Here is a 19,048-nt window from a genome sequence, read left to right on the forward strand (position 1 = left end):
AGGGAGTGGTGTAGGCTGCGCTAAGACGCATTTTGTGCTGCGGTTAATACGTGGGTTAATACGTGGACCAGCGACGGCTTCAGCAGCCGCGCTGGGTGTGGATTGTTTGCTGTGCTGGAATGCTTAGGCTAGCTGCGCTTGCCAAAGGCCACTTTGCATGGCGATGCCTCTCGCGCCACAAGCTTGTGCCTGCGCTAGATGCGTAGGGCGCATGCCCCCGAGTGCATAGACTGGAATTTCTAAACCATTGAGCATGTCTTCAAAGATTTCCCAACCCATGCCTGCTGCTTCTGGATGACTTTTTGTCGGCAATACGGGGGAGAGTAAGGCAAAGTCAAGTTGCAGTGTTTGTGCTTTTTGCAGTTGCTCAAGATTGTGACACGATGCACCGACAAGTAGGTGATCAGGTTTGACGGACATTGCTAACAAGCGCTGACTATTGAGATGCACGCCTTGGTATCCAAGTTGCAAGGCTTGTTCTGGGCTGGCATTTAACAGACAGCGGCAGTCATAAGGTGCGCATAGCTGCAATATTTGTTCACTTAATTGTGCCAGTGCTGCACTGTCAAGTTGCGGCTCACGAACCTGTAATAATTGTAGGCCTTGATCGAGTTGTCGCTTGAGTGCTTGCAAAAATGTGGGTTCACCCATTTCTTGTACATTGCTGATTGCATACACTGGTGGCAGGCTAAGGGCTTGCATGATCGGCGCGTTGGCGGGAAGCACTGGGGTGACATTGCCTATTTGTGGATGTTGCCATGCGAATTGTTGGCCCTCGCGGGCTTGCAGCGCACCTTGCCAGGCATGGACAAAGAAAAAATGCAGTAGCACTGTTTTGGCCTCTGCATCGTGTGTGGCGGGGTAGTCATAGCGCCGTTTGATCCAAGGCTGTGTCTGCGTCGGTGTAATGCCCAGCTCTTCCTGTGCTTCGCGGATCAATGCCTGTGCGGGCGTTTCGCCAGATTCGATCTTGCCACCGGGAAACTCCCACCAGCCCGCCCAACCCTTGCCTTGCGGACGGCTGGCGAGCAGATATTCCCCATTGGGACGGATTAAAATAGCGACCGCAACTTGAACGAGCTTGGTCATGGTATTACTCCGCGTTCAATTGCAGTTTACCGGCATAGTCTTTGGCAAACTGATAGGCGACACGACCACTGCGGGCGCCGCGGGTGTGATAAAACTGTAATGCTGCGTGTCTGGCCGCGTCATCCATGGCGATACCAAAGCTTTGTAGCCAGTGCTCGGCAATACTGAGGTATTCCTCTTGATCAAAACTGTAAAAAGACAGCCACAGACCAAAGCGTTCGGCCAGTGCGGTCTTTTCATCGATGGTGTCGTTTGGGCGAATTTCGCCTTGGTCAAGGATAGGCTGATTGTCCGCCATGAATTCCGGCATCAAATTTTTCCGGTTGGAGGTGGCATACACCAGCAGGTTTGGACAAGCATGTTCAATCGAGCCATCTAGAATCACTTTGAGCGCTTTGTAGCCGCTATCATTGGCCTCAAAAGTCAGGTCATCACAAAAGATAATAAATTTTTCTGGGCGTTGGCGAATCTGTTGCGCAATTTGTGGCACATCGTTGAGGTCTTGTTTCTCAACCTCAATCAGACGCAGGCCTTCACTGGCATAGGCATTTAGCACTGCTTTTACCAGCGACGATTTGCCAGTGCCGCGCGCGCCAGTCAGCAAGACGTGATTGGCCGGTAGTCCTTGCAGAAATTGGCGGGTATTACGCACGACCTCCGCTTTTTGTCGGTCAATAAACTGAATGTCTCGCAGTAATACTGCATGTGGATGATCTACGGCCTGCAATTGGCCTTGGGAGCCATGTTTGACCCACCGCCAGGCAATCGCCTGCCACTGGACCTCTGCGGGTGGCGTAGGGAGCAGTGTTTCGAGCCGTGTGATCAGTTGTTCGGCGCGGTGTAGCAAATGTTCAAGTGAGTGCATGCGGACGGTCGGGTGTGAAAAGACAAACGAAAGCTTATTGTACACGCGGAAACCAGCGCTGGTGCGCGTAACTTGGTGTGGCTTTAGCGCAAAATGCCTAGTGTTTGTGTTACCTTGTGCGGCTTGCAGACGCAGTTTTTGGAGTATCTATGGCCTTACAAAACATCATTCTTGCCTCTCGCAGTCCACGCCGCGTCGAATTGCTGGCGCAATTGGGGGTGCATTGCGACATCGTGCCCGCAGATATCGACGAATCCAGTTGGCCGGACGAGGATCCTGCGCAATATGTGGTGCGCCTCGCACGCGAGAAGGCTCTCGCGGTTGCCAGCTTACATGGTCATCGCGGCTTGCCGATTTTGGCTGCGGATACGACGGTGGCGCTTGGCCAACTGATTTTAGGTAAACCCGCAGACGCAGATGAGGCCATGGCCATGCTTGCCCGTTTGAGTGGCAGCATTCACTTCGTGCATACAGCGGTCGCACTTTACCAAGCGGGAGAGGTGCATTGTTTGCTCAATAGTACCGAAGTGGAGATGATGCAGGTCCCGGTGGCGGTATTAGCCGATTATGTGGCATCCGGTGAACCGATGGACAAAGCGGGTGCCTATGGCATACAGGGCCGTGCCGGGCGATGGATTAAACAGATTAACGGTAGTTACAGCGGCGTGATGGGTTTGCCGTTGCATGAAACGGCGCAGTTGTTGCACGCGTGGTAAACTTTTACACAAAGAAAATGATCGGGATTGGGTAAAGCAATATGTCATTGGCGCAAGAAGTACTGATTAACGTCACCCCGCAAGAGACGCGCGTGGCGATTCTGGAGCAGGGTATTGTGCAGGAGCTGCACATTGAGCGTGCGTCCTCATTGGGTATTGTCGGTAACATCTACCGCGGGACCGTTGTGCGCGTTTTGCCGGGTATGCAGTCAGCGTTTGTCGAAATCGGCTTGCCACGTGCCGCTTTTCTACATGCGGCGGATATCATGGCGTGTCATTCAGAGGACGGCGCGATCAAAACGGACCGGCCGATTCAAGAAGTGCTGCACGAGGGACAGTCAATCATCGTGCAGGTGATTAAGGAGGCGATTGGCACTAAAGGTGCGCGCCTGACCACCGAGATCAGCATTGCAGGTCGCTTTTTGGTCTATTTGCCTTATCAGAAACATATTGGGGTATCGCAACGCATCGACCTTGAAGAAGAACGCGAGTTTTTGCGTAACCGCTTACTCGGCTTGTTGCCGGAAGAACGTGAAGGTGGTTATATCATCCGCACCATGTCTGAGAACGCAACCGATGCAGAGCTAGTGGCCGATGTGGAATATCTGCGCAAAGTCTGGCAAAAGATTCAAACAGAGAGTACCAAGGTCGGCGAGCGCTCATTGATATTTTATGACCTCAGTCTGCCGCGTCGCATTTTGCGCGATGTGGTGTGTACCGAAACCACCAGTATTCGGGTGGATTCGGGCGAAATGTTCGAGCGCTTGAAGGAGTTTGCCGAATTATATGTCTCCCACGCAGTTAAGCCCCTGACGCATTACAAAGGCGAGCGCTCGTTGTTTGAGTTTTATGACATTGAAAGCGAGATTGAAAAAGCGTTGTCACGTAAGGTCGAACTCAAATCTGGCGGCTATTTGATTTTTGACCAGACCGAGGCGTTGACGACGGTAGATGTCAACACTGGCAGCTTTGTCAGCGGCAAAAATTTGTCGGACACGATTTTTAAAACCAATCTTGAGGCAGCGCAAACCATTGCGCGCCAACTGCGCTTGCGCAACTTAGGCGGCATCATCATCATCGACTTTATTGATATGGATGAAGATGCCCAGCGCGAGGCGGTGCTCGAAGAGTTGCGTAAAGCGGTCACGCTGGACCGTGCGCGCATTAATGTGAATGGCTTTTCAGCATTAGGCCTGGTGGAGTTGACCCGTAAGCGTACGCGTGAAAGTTTGGCGCATTTGCTGTGCGAGTCGTGCAAGGTCTGTCAGGGCCGCGGCGAACTCAAGACGGCGCAAACGCTGTGCTATGAAATCATGCGCGAATTGTTGCGGGAATCTAAGCAGTTTAGAAATGCCAAAGAATTCAAGATTCTGGCATCCCCAGAGGTCATAAACATGCTGAGTGATGAGGAGTCGCAGAGTTTGGCCAGTTTGTCTGACTTTATTAAAAAGCCGCTCTCGCTGCATCCCGACACGCAATATGGACGCGAAGAGTTCGATATTGTCTGGATTTAACACCATTGAAAGCAGGCGCTAACCATGGTGTGCAAACTACGGCCTTAGAGGATGCTGACCGCTAAACCGGGCAATACAATGTGGCTCAACATCTGCAATAAAATCAGCGCGACCAATGCAGAAAAGTCAAAGCCCTGAATCGGCGGCAACAGGCGTCGTAAGGGCTCTACAATCGGCGCCGACAATTGATTGAGCACGCCATAGATTGGGCTGTAAGGATTCACCCAGCTTAAAATCGCCATCAACAAAATCGCATAAAAAAACACATCGACGATTTGCCCGAGCACGCCAAACACGGCTTGCCACAGCCAAAACACCGGGGAAGCGGGGGCGCCTGCCAATAACGCTAACAAGGCAAATAGCGCGATTTGCATGCATAAAGCCAATATCAGCGTCGACAAGTCCCATTGTTTCACCGGACGAATCAATCGACGGGCTGGCTTCACCATAAAGTCGGTCAAGGCCATGCTCATTTGTCCTAAGGGGTTCTGAAATGCGGTGCGCGTCCATTGCATTAAAAATCGCAATACTAGCAAAAAGGTCAAAATGCCGAAGGCGGCATTGAGTAAGAAAGTAGTCATGTTTTGTAACATTATGCTTGTGCTCCTAATTGATCGCCCAGTTCTTTGGCCCGGCGCGCGGCTTGCTCGGCGGCATGTTGCATCATGCCATGAATGTCATGCTGGCGCATACTCAACAGCCCTTGTTCGGTGGTGCCGCCTTTGGAGGTAACTTGCTCGCGTAGTGTCGCAATCGGGGTCTGGCTGCCGGCAGCCAGCAAACTGGCACCTTTAAAAGTGGCCAAACTGAGTTGTAAGGATTGCGCCTCACTCAGGCCCAACGCGACGCCCGCAGCGCTCAGGGCTTCAATCATTAAAAACACATAGGCCGGGCCACTGCCCGAAATCGCCGTCACGGCGTCCAGCTGTACTTCATCGTCCAGCCAAACGACCTCGCCTGCCGCTTGCAACAGGTCATCGGCCTGCGTGCGTTGTGCGGCGGACACCGCGGGCAAGGCAAAGGCACCGGTAATGCCAGACTGTATCTGCGCTGGGGTATTGGGCATCGTACGAATAATAGTAGGGTAGCCGCCCAGCCAGCGGCTGAGATCAGCGGTGCGGATGCCAGCGGCCACAGAAACCACTAATTGTGCATTGAGCAAAGGCGCCAGCGTTTGTGCAACCTGTTGTAATTGCTGCGGTTTCACGGCGATTACGATAACGTCTACCGCCAATAATGCCTCGGTCGCGCTGTCAGCGGTAGTCACACCCAGTGCAGTTTGCAGGGTGGTGTGCTTGGTTGTGTCTGGGTCGACCACGGTAATGTGTTGCATGGAAAACCCACGTTGTTGCAGGCCGATCATTAAGGCTTGTGCCATATTGCCGCCGCCAATAAAAGCGATGCGCATGTTTGAAAGGGAAGCGGAAGTCATCAAGGTCCTTTTGTTGCAGAGTCTGAGGGGGTTACGCGGACACGGGCACCGAAAATTGCAGTGCCTATGCGCACCAAGGTTGCACCTTCGGCGATAGCCGCAGCAAAATCATTGCTCATGCCGATGGAAAGGGTGTCTAGTTGCAGGCCCTGCGCGTTTAAGTGATCAAACAAAGCACGCACCTGCCGAAATTGGTCACGCTGTTCCTCAAAGGTGTGACAAGGGGCGGGAATCGCCATCAAGCCTCGCAACTGCAAGTTTGGCAACTGTTTGATATTTAAGGCGAGTTCTAATAGTTCATCACCACTGGCACCACTTTTGCTTTGCTCTTCACTGATGTTGACTTGCAGGCAGATATTGAGTGGCCCGCGCTCCGGGGGACGGGCATCAGACAGCCGTTGGGCAATTTTAAGCCGATCCACAGAGTGCACCCAGTCGAAATGACGGGCGATGGGCTGTGTTTTGTTGCTTTGAATCGGTCCGATAAAGTGCCACGCGATAGCACAGTCTTCAAGGTCAGCTTGTTTTTGCAGTGCCTCTTGTACATAGTTTTCGCCAAAGACGGTTTGGCCTGCAGCATAAGCGGCACGGATCACCTCCGCCGATTGCGTTTTACTCACGGCACACAAGGTCACAGTCTGGGCCGCCTGAAAACGTGTTTGCGCCGCTGTAATCTGTTGTTGAATCGTGGCGAGGTTTTCAGAGAGGGTAGTCATGGGCAATCGTGATGGTTTGAAAACAAGTCTTTACAATTTAGAATGCAAAGCGATAGCACCATTATATAAATAATCATTGGAGTCGATTGTGGATATTTCAGATTTATTAGCATTTTCTGTCAAAAACAAAGCCTCGGACTTACATTTGTCCTCTGGTCTACCACCGATGATTCGTGTGCATGGCGATGTGCGTAAAATTAATTTACCCGCGATGGAGCATGCTGAAGTGCACCGGATGCTGTATGACATCATGAATGACAGTCAGCGCAAAGTGTATGAAGAAACGCTGGAGTGCGATTTTTCGTTTGAGATTCCAGACCTAGCGCGTTTTCGGGTCAATGCATTTAATCAGCAACGCGGCGCCGGCGCGGTGTTCCGGACGATTCCGAGTAAGGTGTTAACGTTAGAAGAGTTGAATGCTCCACGGGTGTTTAAAGATATCGCGGATACCCCGCGCGGCATTGTGCTGGTGACAGGCCCGACCGGTTCAGGGAAATCGACCACGCTGGCAGCCATGATCGACTATATCAACGAGTCACAAATGTCCCATGTGCTGACCGTGGAGGACCCTATCGAATTTGTGCATACCTCTAAAAAATCATTGATTAACCAGCGCGAAGTCGGCCCCCACACCATGTCGTTTGAAAACGCCTTGCGCTCCGCACTGCGTGAGGACCCAGACGTGATTTTGGTGGGCGAGATGCGTGACCTTGAAACCATTCGTCTGGCGTTGACAGCCGCGGAAACTGGCCACTTGGTCTTTGGCACCTTGCACACCAGCTCAGCCGCTAAGACCATCGACCGGGTAGTCGATGTGTTTCCGGCGGCAGAAAAAGAAATGGTTCGCTCGATGTTGTCTGAATCGCTACGCGCCGTGATTTCACAAACGCTATGTAAAACCAAGGATGAGCAAGGCCGGGTTGCCGCGCATGAAATCATGATGGGCACGCCAGCTATCCGCAATTTGATTCGTGAAAACAAAATTGCGCAGATGTACTCCGCGATTCAAACTGGCCAGAGCATGGGTATGCAAACCTTAGACCAGAACCTGCAAGATCTGGTTAAACGCAATGTCATCAGTGCCGCAGAAGCCCGCACTAAGGCTGCTAATCGTGACGCTATCATCGGCTAATACTATGGATAGTACGCAAACCACTGGCGATCACGGCCAAACTGAAAAATTTGTGAATGACCTGCTCAAGCTGATGGTCACACGTAAAGCATCCGATCTTTTTATCACGGCGGGCTTTCCGCCAGCGATGAAGATCGATGGCAAACTGACACCGGTCTCGTCACAAACCCTCACCACGCAACAAACAGCTGAAATTGCAACCGCCGTCATGAATGACAAGCAGGCGCAAGAGTTCAAGCAGACGATGGAATGTAATTTTGCCATCAGCATGGCGGCGGTTGGCCGCTTTCGTGTCAATACGTTTATTCAGCGTAGTGCTGTTGGCTTGGTGTTTCGGGTGATTAACACCAATATTCCCAAGTTTGATGACTTGAAGTTGCCAGTGATTTTGAAAGAAGTGGTGATGGCCAAACGTGGCCTGATCATTTTTGTGGGCGGCACTGGCTCTGGTAAGTCAACGTCAATGGCGGCAATGTTAGGCCATCGCAATGAAAGTAGTTATGGCCACATTATTACCATTGAAGACCCGGTTGAGTTTATTCATGGCCATCGCAATTGTATTGTCACTCAGCGTGAAGTGGGCGTGGATACGGAGAGCTGGCATGCTGCGCTTAAAAACACGCTGCGTCAGGCACCCGATGTGATTATGATTGGGGAGATTCGGGATCGCGAAACCATGGATTATGCGATTGCGTTCTCAGAGACCGGACATTTGTGTTTGGCTACCTTGCACGCCAATAGTACCAATCAGGCGCTGGACCGCATTATTAACTTTTTCCCTGAAGAGCGTCGTCAGCAGTTGTTGATGGACTTATCACTCAATCTACGCTGTGTCGCTTCACAGCGTTTGATCCCCAAAACGGATGGCAGCGGCCGCGTGGCAGCGGTGGAGGTGTTGCTGCATTCGCCCTTGATTTCTGACCTGATTTACAAGGGCGACGTACACGCCATCAAAGAGATCATGGCTAAATCACGTGAGCTGGGGATGCAGACATTCGACCAAGCATTGTTTGATTTATTTGAATCTGGTCAGATTAGTTATGACGATGCTTTGCGCAATGCCGATTCGGTCAATGACTTGCGTTTAAAATTCAAACTCAATAGCAAAGTGACCAATCCTGAGAATCAGGAGCGCAGCAAGATTTCAGATTTAGACATTTTGTAGACGCGCTACTAAGTTAGCGCAATCTAAAACACGTCTGCGATGCTTAAAAGTATCGCAGGCGTGCTGCTTTTAGCTACCGAGATTGCAAGGTTTCTTGCTGAAATACCAGCTTGCCTTGGGTTAAAGTGGTGGTAACTTTGCCAGTGACCGCGTGATTGACAAACGGCGTGTTTTTGCCCTGACTGGTCAAGGCGCGGCCATCTACCCGCCACTCCATTTCCGGGTCATAAATCACCACATCTGCGCTGGCACCTACCTGCAGGTGCCCAGCGGCGATACCCAAGATATTCGCCGGTGTTTGGGTGATTTTTGTCAGTGCTTGTGTTGGTGCAAGCTTGGCTTGTGCAGCCCATTTCAGGGTGAGTGGCAACAGTAGCTCAAGCGCTGAAGCGCCCGCATGCGATTCGGCAAACGGCAGTGCCTTGGCGTCATCATCCACCGGCGTATGGTCTGAGCAAATCGCATCCAGGGTGCCATCCAACAAGCCGGCGCGCAGTGCATCCCGGTCTCGCTGTGTACGCACAGGCGGTTTTAAATGCACCATGCTGTCGAAAAAGCCAATGTCCATATCGGTCAGGTGCAAGTGTTGAATACTCACATCCGCAGATAATGCCATGCCAGATTGTTTGGCTTGACGGATCAGTTCGACTGACTCTGCGGTAGAGACCCGCGCAATGTGCAATTTGACGCCGGTGGCTTGCGCAATACGTAACATGGTTTGCAAGGCTATGCTTTCTGCCGCAGAAGGAATCCCTTTGAGACCTAACCGAGAGGCGACTTCGCCATCATGCGCGACACCATTTTTAGCCAGGTAAGGATCCTCGGCGCGCATAAACAAGGTGTAACCAAAAGAGGCCGCATACTCAAACGCGCGCCACAGTACCTGTGTATCGACAATGGCAGTATCCGCTTGCGAGAAGCCGACGCAGCCGGCCGCCGTTAAGGCATACATTTCAGTCAGCAATTGGCCTTGAAGTTGACGAGTGACCGCGCCCAACGGATACACGTGGGCCAGTGCTTGAGATTTGGCACGGTGCTTAAGCATCTCTACCAAGCCTGGCTCATCTAATACGGGGTCAGTGTCTGGCGGGCAAGCGAGGCTGGTCACGCCACCGGCCATGGCTGCACGTAACTCGCTGAGCAAGGTGGCTTTGTATTCGCTGCCTGGTTCACGCAGGCGGGCGCATAAATCAACCAAGCCGGGTAGTACCCATTTGCCCGTGGCATCCAGTGTTTGATCAGCGATAAAGTCAGCCGGTGCTTCGCCAATCGCGACAATATTGCCGTCGGCGATATACAGGTCTTTGACTTGATCCAGTGATTGGCTGGCATCCATGAGCCGGCCTTGTTTGATGAGGATATTCATGCGGCGTTGCCTCCCCCAAGAATGGCCATCACCGCCATGCGCACTGCAATGCCATAGGTGACTTGCGGCAGAATCACGGATTGCTTCCCGTCGGCGACAGCGGAGTCGATTTCGACGCCTCGATTCATCGGTCCGGGGTGCATCACGATCGCATCCGGTCTGGCAAGGGCCAACCGTTCAGGCGTCAGGCCAAACGTTTGAAAAAATTCTTGCGAGCTAGGGAGCAAGGCACCAGACATGCGCTCATTTTGCAGTCGCAGCATCATGACCACATCGACATCCTTGAGGCCTTGCTCCATATTGTGAAATACCTGTACGCCTAGTTTTTCGACATCGGTCGGCAACAAGGTGCGTGGGGCGATGACGCGGATCTCGGGCACGCCCAAGGTGGTTAATGCGTGAATTTCACTGCGGGCAACGCGGGAATGCAAAACATCGCCCACAATAGCCACGCGCAGATTGTGCATTTCTGGTTTGTATTTGCGGATAGTAAATACGTCAAGCAACCCTTGAGTAGGGTGCGCATGGCGGCCATCGCCGGCGTTGATTACACTGATGTGGGGCGGCACATGCTGTGCAATAAAATGTGCCGCGCCACTTTGCTGATGACGTACCACAAACATGTCCGCGTGCATGGCGATCAAGTTGTTCACCGTATCCAGAATGGTCTCGCCTTTGGATTGCGATGAGGTGCTCACATTGAGGTTGAGCACATCCGCCGACAGACGTTTGGCTGCAATTTCAAATGTGGTGCGCGTACGCGTGCTGTTTTCAAAGAAAATATTGCACACCGTTTTGCCGCGCAGTAACGGCACCTTTTTCACTTCACGCTCGGCCACGCCGACAAAGTTTTCGGCGGTATCCAAAATGTCGTTGAGGATGCGTTTGGGAAGCCCTTCGATACTGAGTAGGTGCTGTAATTGTCCCTGCGCATTGAGTTGCGGGTTATACATGGGTGGTGGCTCCCTTATTTGCAAGCGGGGTAGACTCGGCGATGCTCAGATGCAAGCGCCCTTGCGTATTCATGGCTAGCTCATAAGATTGGTGTGCTAATAATGGTAGGTCTGCACCGACCATGTCTGGGCGAATCGGCAGTTGCGCGCCGCCACGGTTTATCAATACCGCAAGTTGCACCGACGCGGGACGGCCATGATCAAATAATTCGTTCATCACGGCGCGGGTGGTACGTCCGGTATAAAAAATATCATCCACTAAAATAATGTGTTTGGCGTTCACGTCAAAAGGCATCTGTGCTGGTTGCGCCGCTGTTTTGAGGCCGCGTTGCGCGTAGTCATCACGGTACATGGCAGCATCCAATTTGCCATGCGGGATGTCCCGGCCAAGCTCAGCCTGCAAACGATGCAGCAATCTTTCCATCAGCCACACGCCGCCGGTATAAATCCCCACTAGTACCGTTTGGTCTTGAATGCGAGGCTTCAGTTGTTGATACAAATGTTCAAGCAGTTGTTCGGGGTCAGGTAAGGTCATGATTGTCCAGTGCTGTCATGGGGATCTGCTGATAAGGCACGCGTATGGTAGGTATCAAAATACGATTGTAAAATAGTCTGGGCCGCAACTTGATCTAACAACAGTTTTTGTGCGCGGCCTTTAATCCCCGCCTCGCTCAGTGATTGCGAAGCCTCGGCTGAAGTCAAACGCTCATCGATCATCACCACCGGCAAATTAAAACGGCCCTCAAGACGTTGCGCAAATTTTTGTGCCAACGCCGTCATGGCATGCGCCTCACCTTCCATGGACATCGGTAAGCCGACAACCAGCAGGCAAGGCCGCCATTCTTGCAATAATGCGTCAATCTGCGCAAATTTGGCGGCATTTTCTTCTGCGTCTATGGTCAGCAGCGGGTGTGCCAGCTTGAGCAAGGTGTCACCCACGCCCACCCCGATGCGTTTTTCGCCAAAATCAAAGGCTAATACTGTGCCACTGACATCAGGATAACGTCGTTGGGTAATTGGTAAATGGCTTTGGTTGAGGGGTTGTTTACCGCGCTTGATCGCATCAGGCATGGCCAGCGACCTCTGATAACGTCGCAAAGTCGACCCCAAGTTGATGCATGGCCCAGGCTAGTTTGTCGTCATTAGGTAATTTAAAAATGAGTTTATGCAACTGTTGATGGTCTGTCAGTGGCAAATTCAACCAAGCGTTTGCCTGGATTTCTTCTTCGAGTTGGCCTGCAGACCAACCGGTGTAGCCCAACGCAATGAACATATCTTGTGGCGCTTCATCGCGGGCGGCGGCTTCTAAAATGTCCTTGGATGAGGTCATGGCTAATCCATCAGACAGTTCCATGGTGGTATTGAACTCAGTGGCAGGCGTATGCAAGACAAAGCCACGTTCGACTTGCACGGGGCCACCAAAATGCACTTGGCGTTCTTGTTGGTAATCCGTCTCGCACGACATGTCTAGCTGTTCAAACAAGTCGCCCACATTGATTTGCAGCGGATGATTGAGGATCATGCCCATGGCGCCGTCGGCATCGTGGTTACATACCAGAATCACGCTTTTGCTGAAGTAGGGGTCTTCCATCGCCGGCATGGCGATGAGGATTTGTCCGGTCAGATTCATCCGTGTGTCATTAGACGCTAACGCTAACTGTTCATTCATAAAAGGCTGGCTTCTTCCGCACTTAAATAACCGGTAATTTCTAGACCAAACCCGTCCATGCTAGGCATTTTGCGTGGCGTGGCCATCAGGCGCATTTTTTTGACATTAAGGTCGAGTAAAATTTGTGAGCCGATACCGTAATTTCGTAATTCTTGGTTGAGCACCTGTTTTTGGTCTGCGCGCAGAATACGATCCGTCAACCCTAAGCCATCCTCATCATGGTTGATCAGCACGATCACCCCACACGGCACTTTGCTGATCACGCGCATCGCTTCTAGCAGATTCCAGCTGTGCGCTTGATGGCTACGATCGAGCAGGTCGATCATCGACAGTGGCTCATGCACTCTAACCAACACCTCTGTGCTGCTGTGCGGATCACCTTTGACTAATACCAGATGGGTTTCTTGTGCGATATTGTCACGGTAGGCAATGAGGCGCATGGGCCCAAAAACAGTCTCTATATTGCGTTCGGCACTGCGTTCGATCAGTGTTTCATGTGCGGCACGATAATGAATCAGGTCAGCAATCGTGCCAATTTTGATGTCATGCTCAGCCGCGACTTGCATTAAATCGGGCAATCGTGCCATTTCACCGTCATCTTTTAAAATCTCGCAGATCACACTGGCAGGTTCGCAGCCAGCGAGTTGCGCCAAGTCGCAGCCTGCCTCAGTGTGCCCGGCGCGCACCAACACGCCACCATTCATGGCCGACAATGGGAAAATATGGCCAGGGCTGACGATACTGCGCGCATTGGCCTGTTTGGCAATCGCTGCACGGATGGTAGTGGCGCGGTCTGCCGCTGAAATGCCCGTGGTTACGCCTTCTGCGGCCTCAATGGAGACTGTAAAGTTAGTCCCCAGCCGGGTGCCATTTTTTTGCACCATGGGCGGCAAATCTAACTGACGACAACGTTGCTCGGTCAGTGTAAGACAAATCAAGCCGCGACCAAATTTGGCCATGAAGTTGATATGTTCTGCGGTGACGAATTCGGCGGCGATGACAAAATCACCTTCATTTTCACGGTGTTCGTCGTCGACCAGAATCACCATTTTTCCGGCACGAATGTCGGCAATAATGGCTTCAATAGGGCTAATTTGCGCCGACATTATTCTTGTCCCCAAGCTTGCATACGTTCGACATAGCGCGCAATTAAGTCGATTTCGAGATTGACTGGGTCTCCGGCGTTGGCATATTGCATCATGGTGTGCTCCATGGTGTGCGGGATGAGATTAATGCTCACCTCGTCTTGGCTGATCTCATTCACGGTTAGACTGATACCGTTCACGCACAAAGAGCCTTTTTTGGCGATGTATTTGCTGATGGCGTGCGGCGCGCGTATTTTAAGCAGCCAGCATTCGCCGACCGGCGCCAGGGTGGTGATGGTGCCTATCGCATCGACATGCCCCGTGACTAAATGACCGCCTAGCCGATCCGACAGTCGCATGGCTTTTTCTAGATTGACCGGCCCCGGCTTACTTAAGCCGTGCGTCACTTCGAAGGTGACTTTTGACACCATGACGTTAAAGCTATGTGCGTCGAACGCCGTCACAGTCAGGCAGACGCCATTGACGGCAATGCTATCTCCCAGTTGCACATCTTGCATTCCCAGTTCCTCAGCTTCGATGCGTAATGCGCAGTCTTCACCATGCGGAACCACTTCGGCAATCCTGCCGACGGTTTGAATAATCCCAGTAAACATGGTGTGATTTTATCAGTGCTGCATGCTAAAGTAATCACATTCCATCAACATTTTTCAATAGTACGGGGTCGGAGGATTTTTGTGCGCCTAGATGATTTGGAAGAAAGTCAGCATGTTGAAGACAGTCGTGGCCGTGGAATGGTGGGCGGTCGCAGTATTGGCATTGGAACAATTGCGCTTGCGCTGGTTGCCATGTATTTTGGCGTAGACCCTAATCTGGTGCTCAACAGTGCTCAGCAGACACCATCTGCAACGTCCGCGCAAACGGCGCCCGCAGACAAGGCTGACCCGCAGATTAAGTTTGTTTCACAAGTGCTGTGGAGCACCGAGCAAGTTTGGCAAGGCTTGTTTTCTGCGGCAGGGCAGCAATATCAGCCACCTACGCTCGACATTTTTTCGGATGCAACGCAGACAGCCTGCGGCCAAGGTCAAGCCGCGATGGGGCCTTTTTATTGCCCGGCCGATCAAAAGGTGTATATCGATCTGCAATTTTATCAAGCGTTGCAATCACGTTTTAAAGCCCCCGGCGACTTTGCACAGGCTTACGTGATCGCGCACGAGGTGGGCCATCACGTGCAGCATTTGCTTGGGACCTCGGCGAGAGTGCAGCAAGCCAGACAGCAAGCGCGCTCAGAGGCGGCTTCAAACGCGTACTCTGTCCAGTTAGAGTTGCAGGCAGATTGCTATGCCGGGGTGTGGGCGCATCATGCCGATCAGCAGTTTCGCGTGCTTCAAGCGGGAGATGTTGAAGAGGCTCTTCGCGCCGCAACTGCGATCGGTGATGATGCCTTGCAAAAGCAGGCACAAGGCTATGTGGTGCCAGACAGCTTTACCCACGGCAGTTCAGCGCAGCGCGTGCATTGGTTTCAACAAGGTTTGCAATCTGGCCAAGTCAACGATTGCAACACATTTAAATAGGCATGTTAAGTATTAGAATTGAGTTATGACGCAATCGACCACGCCCGATCAAGATCAGCATTTAATTGAAACAACGGTCTCTAGCGAGATCATGGCGCAGGGCAAAATGCTCACCGTGCGTTATGACGAGGCACGTTTACCTAATGGGTTGATCAGCGGCCGTGAGTATGTGACCCATCCGGGTGCGGTGGTCGTGGTCGCCCTTACCCAAGCGGGGGAGGTGGTGCTTGAGCGTCAGTTCCGTTATCCGCTGCATCAAGTGTTTATTGAATTGCCAGCGGGCAAGATCGATGCTGGCGAGCCCATATTATTAACAGGGCAGCGCGAGTTGTTGGAAGAGACCGGTTACAGCGCGCAGCAATGGATCAAACTGGGGGTGCAGCATCCTTGCATCGGCTATTCGAACGAAGTCATCCACATTTATTTGGCACTCGATCTGCATTTGGGTAACCATGCCAGAGATGTCGATGAGGCGATGGATGTGTTTGTCTGGCCATTTGAACAAGTGATGCAGGCAATTGAGCTTGGTGAGATCACCGATAGCAAAACCATGTCAGCCATGCTGCTGGCTGAGCGCTATTTATTGAAACACGGCTTGCCAACAGGCGACATCGGTGGTGTGTTCAATCAAGATGTCTCGAGATAATTATGCACATTTTACAAATCGGATGTGGGGCCTTGGGTCGCTTGATTGCGCAAGCCAGCTTAGAGCATGGTCATGAAGTGACGATCGTCAGGCGTTCGCCTCTGCCAGTGCCGAGTGGGGCGCAAGCGCTGTATATGGATGTTGTCGATGGGGCAGGCTTGTCCGCCTTGCGTAAGGTGCAAGCGGATATTGTGTTGTATTGCTTGGCGCCGGTTGAGGGGCAAAGTTACTTGCAGACCTATGTGGAGGGATTGCGCAATGTGCTGGCAAACCTATGTATGGACTCACTGAAACACGTTTTTTTTATTTCTAGCACTGGCGTTTATGGCGAGCACCAGGGCGAATGGATTGATGATGACACGCCCGCCATCCCGGCGGACGAGCAAGGACAGCTGATTTTGGATGCTGAGCGCTTGTTAGCATCGCTGGCATGCGGACATACGGCGCTGCGTGTCTCAGGTATTTATGGCCCGCAACGGCTTTATCTATTGCGCATGCTACAAAATCCGGCGCGTTGGCCCAAGCAAACCCACTGGACCAATCGCATGCATGAAGCAGATGTGGCGTCGGCTGTGGTGCATTTCTATCAGTGCGTGCAGGATCAAAAGCCCTTGCCACATCATTGCATACTGAGTGACGGCGCATCTGCCCCACAGCATACGGTATTACAGTGGCTAGCAGCGCAACAGCAGGTAGCCGCGCCAGAATCCCCACCGTTACTGCCCGCATCTGGTAAACGCATTCGCGCACATTTTTTACAACTCAGTGGCTTCCAACCGCAGTTTTCCGACTATCGTGCGGGGTATGCAGCCATTTTATCGAGCCTCTGACGGTGCGCATGACCATACTAAAAACAAGCAGTCAACGCCTAACGCAATGGGGTCGCCTCGTGATATTTGTGTGGGTGGTTGCCAGCAATCCCAGTCATGCAGACGACTTAGAGGGCTTTCAGCGCTGGTTGACAGACATGCGGCAAGAGGCGTTGGCTTTGCAGGTATCGCAGGCAGCCGTCGATGCAACGCTGAATCAAGTCAATTACTTGCCAAAAGTGATCGAGCTTGATCGCAAACAACCCGAATTTGTCACGAGTTTTTCGGCCTACGTGAATCGTCGTATTCAGCCGCGCGTCGTCGCCAAAGGTAAGCAAATGATGCAGGATTACCACGGTGTGCTCTACGTGGTTGAAGAGGTCTACCATGTGCCTAGAGAGGTATTGGTGGCTTTTTGGGGCTTAGAAACAAATTTTGGCGGATTTATGGGTGATATTCCTTTGGCCTCCGCCTTGGCCACGCTTTCTTATGAGGGTCGGCGCGCTGATTTTTTTAAACGCGAACTTTTGAACCTGATGCGCGTTGTCGACCGCGAGCAGCGCTACGACAGTCCTGTAGTTGGCTCTTGGGCGGGGGCCACAGGCCATATGCAGTTTATGCCGACCACCTTATTGAAATATGGCGTGGATGCTGATGCCGATGGCAAAATTGACATCTGGGGCTCTTACCCTGATGTTTTCAGCTCTGCTGCCAACTATCTGGCGCAGGCGGGCTGGCAACCAGGTCAACCGGTGAGTATTCAAGTTACGTTGCCCGAAGGGTTTGATTACAGCCAAGCGCAATGGCAACACAACAAACCAGTCGCGGCTTGGGTGCAAGCGGGTGTGGCGGGCGTGCCAGACAGCGTGCTGTCTTTGCCGCAAGCCGCGATCTTATTGCCACAGGGCTTTGATGGTCCGGCATATATGGTGTTTCCGAATTTTGACGTCATTATGCAATGGAACCGCTCAGTCAACTATGCGCTGGCAGTCGGATTGCTGAGTCAACAGTTAGGGCAGGAGAGTTATACTTTGCTGATGCCGCCGGAACCCGCCGCACTCAGTTATCAGCAAATGTGGTCGTTGCAAGAAGCGCTCAATGCGCGTGGCTATGATTGTGGCATCCCTGACGGTTTTCCAGGGGCAAAGACCCAAGCTGCCATTCGGCGTTACCAAGCGAGGCTGGGGTTGCCACAAGATGGCTACGCCGGGGCTGAAATCTATAGTCGCCTAACGGAGCAGGTGCAATCTGCGCAATAGCTAGCGCGTTTTAAACCAGCCTGTCACACTCACTCGAGGTAATGTTGCCGGCAAGACCTCATGCCAGAATCTGCCTGACAAAAACAACACGAGTTTGCCGCCTGTAGGGGCGATGTCGATATGTTTGGCTTCGCGCGCAGGGGGGTGCGCATGTTCACCAAGGTATAAGCGCAACGCGCCACCCGCGTCGTCCGGCCACGTTTCATTTAAATATAGAACAGCGCTGAGTGCTCTGCCGCCGGGGCTAGCTGCTTCGCGATGTAGTCTAAATTGGTCAATATGTGTGGCATAACCCACCGAACCTGCTGGATAAACGGCGAAGTGTGTTTCAAAGGTTTGAAGGCCCATCATCAGGTCACGATTTACCGCAGACTGCACTTGATGCAATGCCGACAGGTAATGTTGAATCGCTGGTTGCGGGTCGTCTTCCTCTAGCCAGACAATATGGTCACTTCGCAAGTTGGCGTTGGCCATGCCCGCTTGACTGGTGCCTGCTAAATGCATGTGCCCTTGCTGATGCTGCGCTTGTGCGATTTCGCGCAAGGAGGTCACTAATGCGGGTGCTAAAAATTGATCAATGACGCAATACTGTTGCGCTGCTAAGGTGTCGATGAGAGTTTCAATCACGCTGTCGCTCACAGAGTGAGTAGAGATAGAGACGGTTTTCATGGCATATATTATAAGCAGATCCCATTGCCTTACCGATGGCTTTCGGATAGAATGCGCAACCTTATTGATTAGCAACCTTGGTTGCTAATGTAATAGTCGCGTAGCTCAGCTGGTTAGAGCACCACCTTGACATGGTGGGGGTCGATGGTTCGAGTCCATTCGCGACTACCAAATTTAAAAACACCTTATTTCAAAAACCATCAGAGCCTTCTGATGGTTTTTTTGTTTTTACTCAGCGCACGCTTGAACCTCACCCAACATCCCGTGCGCTAAATCTCGCCATGGCTTTGAATACATTCGTAAAAAACTGGATGAGAGGCTGCGGTTTGTCGGTCGCTTGAAGATGATTCAATGTTGGTTTCTGATTGCGAAATTTTCGCCCGCTGTGAGATAATCGCGGTTTGACCAAAAACAGGTGCCATGTGCTTGTT

21 protein-coding genes and 1 tRNA gene are annotated in these 19,048 nt (G+C 52.1%); 9 read left to right on the forward strand and 13 right to left on the reverse strand.

Annotation, left to right across the window (positions count from 1 at the left end):
- Positions 1 to 123 precede the first annotated feature (123 nt).
- Together FIT99_RS03845 and FIT99_RS03850 are read right to left on the reverse strand one after the other, a co-directional pair.
- Positions 124 to 1,089: a Nudix family hydrolase gene (locus FIT99_RS03845; protein WP_140003085.1), complete on the reverse strand. Its 966-nt coding sequence runs from the start codon at positions 1,087 to 1,089 to the stop codon at positions 124 to 126.
- Between the two features lie 4 nt (positions 1,090 to 1,093).
- Positions 1,094 to 1,954, reverse strand: a complete 861-nt coding sequence (locus tag FIT99_RS03850; protein WP_140003086.1) for an ATP-binding protein — start codon at positions 1,952 to 1,954, stop codon at positions 1,094 to 1,096.
- 149 nt (positions 1,955 to 2,103) lie between these two features.
- Here FIT99_RS03850 and FIT99_RS03855 point away from each other — a divergent pair, with 149 nt between their 5' ends.
- Together FIT99_RS03855 and rng are read left to right on the forward strand one after the other, a co-directional pair.
- Entirely contained in the window at positions 2,104 to 2,670 is a 567-nt protein-coding gene (locus FIT99_RS03855) for a Maf family protein (protein ID WP_140003087.1), read from the forward strand.
- A 41-nt stretch (positions 2,671 to 2,711) separates the two neighbouring features.
- Positions 2,712 to 4,184 carry a ribonuclease G gene (gene rng / locus FIT99_RS03860; protein WP_140003088.1) on the forward strand — a complete coding sequence of 491 codons (1,473 nt, stop codon included), beginning with the start codon at positions 2,712 to 2,714 and terminating at the stop codon, positions 4,182 to 4,184.
- Between the two features lie 44 nt (positions 4,185 to 4,228).
- On the opposite strand, the gene FIT99_RS03865 is transcribed toward rng, so the two are convergent.
- The 3 genes from FIT99_RS03865 to FIT99_RS03875 are packed head-to-tail and all read right to left on the reverse strand — an operon-like array spanning position 4,229 to position 6,332.
- The gene (locus tag FIT99_RS03865; protein WP_140003089.1) at positions 4,229 to 4,777 is read right to left on the reverse strand and encodes a YggT family protein; all 549 of its coding nucleotides are present in this window, start codon (positions 4,775 to 4,777) and stop codon (positions 4,229 to 4,231) included.
- Positions 4,777 to 5,616 carry a pyrroline-5-carboxylate reductase gene (proC, locus tag FIT99_RS03870; protein WP_223261273.1) on the reverse strand — a complete coding sequence of 280 codons (840 nt, stop codon included), beginning with the start codon at positions 5,614 to 5,616 and terminating at the stop codon, positions 4,777 to 4,779. The genes FIT99_RS03865 and proC overlap by 1 nt, the downstream gene beginning before the upstream one ends.
- Positions 5,616 to 6,332 carry a YggS family pyridoxal phosphate-dependent enzyme gene (locus FIT99_RS03875; protein ID WP_140003090.1) on the reverse strand — a complete coding sequence of 239 codons (717 nt, stop codon included), beginning with the start codon at positions 6,330 to 6,332 and terminating at the stop codon, positions 5,616 to 5,618. Before FIT99_RS03875 ends, proC begins: the two co-directional genes overlap by 1 nt.
- A gap of 88 nt (positions 6,333 to 6,420) precedes the next feature.
- On the opposite strand from FIT99_RS03875, the gene FIT99_RS03880 reads away from it, so the two are divergent.
- Together FIT99_RS03880 and FIT99_RS03885 are read left to right on the forward strand one after the other, a co-directional pair.
- Positions 6,421 to 7,464: a type IV pilus twitching motility protein PilT gene (locus tag FIT99_RS03880; RefSeq protein WP_140003091.1), complete on the forward strand. Its 1,044-nt coding sequence runs from the start codon at positions 6,421 to 6,423 to the stop codon at positions 7,462 to 7,464.
- Positions 7,465 to 7,468: 4 nt separating this feature from the next.
- On the forward strand, positions 7,469 to 8,629 hold the full coding sequence (locus FIT99_RS03885; protein WP_140003092.1) for a PilT/PilU family type 4a pilus ATPase: 1,161 nt from the start codon (positions 7,469 to 7,471) through the stop codon (positions 8,627 to 8,629).
- Positions 8,630 to 8,702: 73 nt separating this feature from the next.
- Here FIT99_RS03885 and FIT99_RS03890 read toward each other — a convergent pair whose 3' ends face one another.
- From FIT99_RS03890 to FIT99_RS03920, 7 genes are read right to left on the reverse strand one after another with little or no spacing between them, the layout of a single operon-like run.
- The gene (locus tag FIT99_RS03890; RefSeq protein WP_140003093.1) at positions 8,703 to 9,995 is read right to left on the reverse strand and encodes a dihydroorotase; all 1,293 of its coding nucleotides are present in this window, start codon (positions 9,993 to 9,995) and stop codon (positions 8,703 to 8,705) included.
- Positions 9,992 to 10,948, reverse strand: coding sequence for an aspartate carbamoyltransferase catalytic subunit (locus tag FIT99_RS03895; protein ID WP_140003094.1), 957 nt, complete (start codon positions 10,946 to 10,948; stop codon positions 9,992 to 9,994). The genes FIT99_RS03890 and FIT99_RS03895 overlap by 4 nt, the downstream gene beginning before the upstream one ends.
- Positions 10,941 to 11,483, reverse strand: coding sequence for a bifunctional pyr operon transcriptional regulator/uracil phosphoribosyltransferase PyrR (pyrR, locus tag FIT99_RS03900; protein ID WP_140003095.1), 543 nt, complete (start codon positions 11,481 to 11,483; stop codon positions 10,941 to 10,943). Before pyrR ends, FIT99_RS03895 begins: the two co-directional genes overlap by 8 nt.
- A complete protein-coding gene (ruvX, locus tag FIT99_RS03905; protein ID WP_140003096.1) occupies positions 11,480 to 12,019 on the reverse strand; it encodes a Holliday junction resolvase RuvX in 540 nt (179 codons plus the stop codon). The genes pyrR and ruvX overlap by 4 nt, the downstream gene beginning before the upstream one ends.
- Positions 12,012 to 12,617 carry a YqgE/AlgH family protein gene (locus tag FIT99_RS03910; protein ID WP_140003097.1) on the reverse strand — a complete coding sequence of 202 codons (606 nt, stop codon included), beginning with the start codon at positions 12,615 to 12,617 and terminating at the stop codon, positions 12,012 to 12,014. Before FIT99_RS03910 ends, ruvX begins: the two co-directional genes overlap by 8 nt.
- The gene (gene ribBA, locus FIT99_RS03915; RefSeq protein ID WP_140003098.1) at positions 12,614 to 13,723 is read right to left on the reverse strand and encodes a bifunctional 3,4-dihydroxy-2-butanone-4-phosphate synthase/GTP cyclohydrolase II; all 1,110 of its coding nucleotides are present in this window, start codon (positions 13,721 to 13,723) and stop codon (positions 12,614 to 12,616) included. The genes FIT99_RS03910 and ribBA overlap by 4 nt, the downstream gene beginning before the upstream one ends.
- Complete coding sequence (locus tag FIT99_RS03920; protein ID WP_140003099.1) at positions 13,723 to 14,316, reverse strand: riboflavin synthase; 594 nt, start codon at positions 14,314 to 14,316, stop codon at positions 13,723 to 13,725. Before FIT99_RS03920 ends, ribBA begins: the two co-directional genes overlap by 1 nt.
- An 81-nt stretch (positions 14,317 to 14,397) precedes the next feature.
- Between FIT99_RS03920 and ypfJ the strand changes: the two genes are divergently transcribed.
- Genes ypfJ through FIT99_RS03940 form a run of 4 tightly spaced genes read left to right on the forward strand, consistent with a single transcriptional unit; the run spans position 14,398 to position 17,948 of the window.
- Entirely contained in the window at positions 14,398 to 15,234 is an 837-nt protein-coding gene (gene ypfJ, locus FIT99_RS03925; protein WP_140003100.1) for a KPN_02809 family neutral zinc metallopeptidase, read from the forward strand.
- A gap of 25 nt (positions 15,235 to 15,259) precedes the next feature.
- The gene (locus tag FIT99_RS03930; protein ID WP_140003101.1) at positions 15,260 to 15,880 is read left to right on the forward strand and encodes an NUDIX domain-containing protein; all 621 of its coding nucleotides are present in this window, start codon (positions 15,260 to 15,262) and stop codon (positions 15,878 to 15,880) included.
- Positions 15,881 to 15,882: 2 nt separating this feature from the next.
- Positions 15,883 to 16,710, forward strand: a complete 828-nt coding sequence (locus FIT99_RS03935; RefSeq protein WP_140003102.1) for an NAD-dependent epimerase/dehydratase family protein — start codon at positions 15,883 to 15,885, stop codon at positions 16,708 to 16,710.
- A gap of 59 nt (positions 16,711 to 16,769) precedes the next feature.
- Positions 16,770 to 17,948, forward strand: coding sequence for a lytic murein transglycosylase (locus tag FIT99_RS03940; RefSeq protein ID WP_223261274.1), 1,179 nt, complete (start codon positions 16,770 to 16,772; stop codon positions 17,946 to 17,948).
- Here the strand turns inward: FIT99_RS03940 and FIT99_RS03945 are convergent, their stop codons facing one another.
- Positions 17,949 to 18,617: a 2OG-Fe(II) oxygenase gene (locus FIT99_RS03945; RefSeq protein WP_140003104.1), complete on the reverse strand. Its 669-nt coding sequence runs from the start codon at positions 18,615 to 18,617 to the stop codon at positions 17,949 to 17,951.
- 94 nt (positions 18,618 to 18,711) lie between these two features.
- On the opposite strand from FIT99_RS03945, the gene FIT99_RS03950 reads away from it, so the two are divergent.
- Positions 18,712 to 18,788, forward strand: a tRNA-Val gene (locus tag FIT99_RS03950).
- Positions 18,789 to 19,048: the final 260 nt, after the last annotated feature.

Origin of the sequence: Methylophilus medardicus, assembly GCF_006363955.1 — a bacterium.
Classification (GTDB): Bacteria; Pseudomonadota; Gammaproteobacteria; order Burkholderiales; family Methylophilaceae; genus Methylophilus; species Methylophilus medardensis.

Excerpts from the sequence above, each read along its gene's own strand:
- FIT99_RS03845 (WP_140003085.1), bottom strand. The coding sequence starts at position 1,089 with ATGACCAAGCTCGTTCAAGTTGCGGTCGCTATTTTAATCCGTCCCAAT.
- FIT99_RS03850 (WP_140003086.1), bottom strand. The coding sequence starts at position 1,954 with ATGCACTCACTTGAACATTTGCTACACCGCGCCGAACAACTGATCACA.
- FIT99_RS03855 (WP_140003087.1), top strand. The coding sequence starts at position 2,104 with ATGGCCTTACAAAACATCATTCTTGCCTCTCGCAGTCCACGCCGCGTC.
- rng (WP_140003088.1), top strand. The coding sequence starts at position 2,712 with ATGTCATTGGCGCAAGAAGTACTGATTAACGTCACCCCGCAAGAGACG.
- FIT99_RS03865 (WP_140003089.1), bottom strand. The coding sequence starts at position 4,777 with ATGTTACAAAACATGACTACTTTCTTACTCAATGCCGCCTTCGGCATT.
- proC (WP_223261273.1), bottom strand. The coding sequence starts at position 5,616 with ATGACTTCCGCTTCCCTTTCAAACATGCGCATCGCTTTTATTGGCGGC.
- FIT99_RS03875 (WP_140003090.1), bottom strand. The coding sequence starts at position 6,332 with ATGACTACCCTCTCTGAAAACCTCGCCACGATTCAACAACAGATTACA.
- FIT99_RS03885 (WP_140003092.1), top strand. The coding sequence starts at position 7,469 with ATGGATAGTACGCAAACCACTGGCGATCACGGCCAAACTGAAAAATTT.
- FIT99_RS03890 (WP_140003093.1), bottom strand. The coding sequence starts at position 9,995 with ATGAATATCCTCATCAAACAAGGCCGGCTCATGGATGCCAGCCAATCA.
- FIT99_RS03895 (WP_140003094.1), bottom strand. The coding sequence starts at position 10,948 with ATGTATAACCCGCAACTCAATGCGCAGGGACAATTACAGCACCTACTC.
- pyrR (WP_140003095.1), bottom strand. The coding sequence starts at position 11,483 with ATGACCTTACCTGACCCCGAACAACTGCTTGAACATTTGTATCAACAA.
- ruvX (WP_140003096.1), bottom strand. The coding sequence starts at position 12,019 with ATGCCTGATGCGATCAAGCGCGGTAAACAACCCCTCAACCAAAGCCAT.
- FIT99_RS03910 (WP_140003097.1), bottom strand. The coding sequence starts at position 12,617 with ATGAATGAACAGTTAGCGTTAGCGTCTAATGACACACGGATGAATCTG.
- ribBA (WP_140003098.1), bottom strand. The coding sequence starts at position 13,723 with ATGTCGGCGCAAATTAGCCCTATTGAAGCCATTATTGCCGACATTCGT.
- FIT99_RS03920 (WP_140003099.1), bottom strand. The coding sequence starts at position 14,316 with ATGTTTACTGGGATTATTCAAACCGTCGGCAGGATTGCCGAAGTGGTT.
- FIT99_RS03930 (WP_140003101.1), top strand. The coding sequence starts at position 15,260 with ATGACGCAATCGACCACGCCCGATCAAGATCAGCATTTAATTGAAACA.
- FIT99_RS03935 (WP_140003102.1), top strand. The coding sequence starts at position 15,883 with ATGCACATTTTACAAATCGGATGTGGGGCCTTGGGTCGCTTGATTGCG.
- FIT99_RS03945 (WP_140003104.1), bottom strand. The coding sequence starts at position 18,617 with ATGAAAACCGTCTCTATCTCTACTCACTCTGTGAGCGACAGCGTGATT.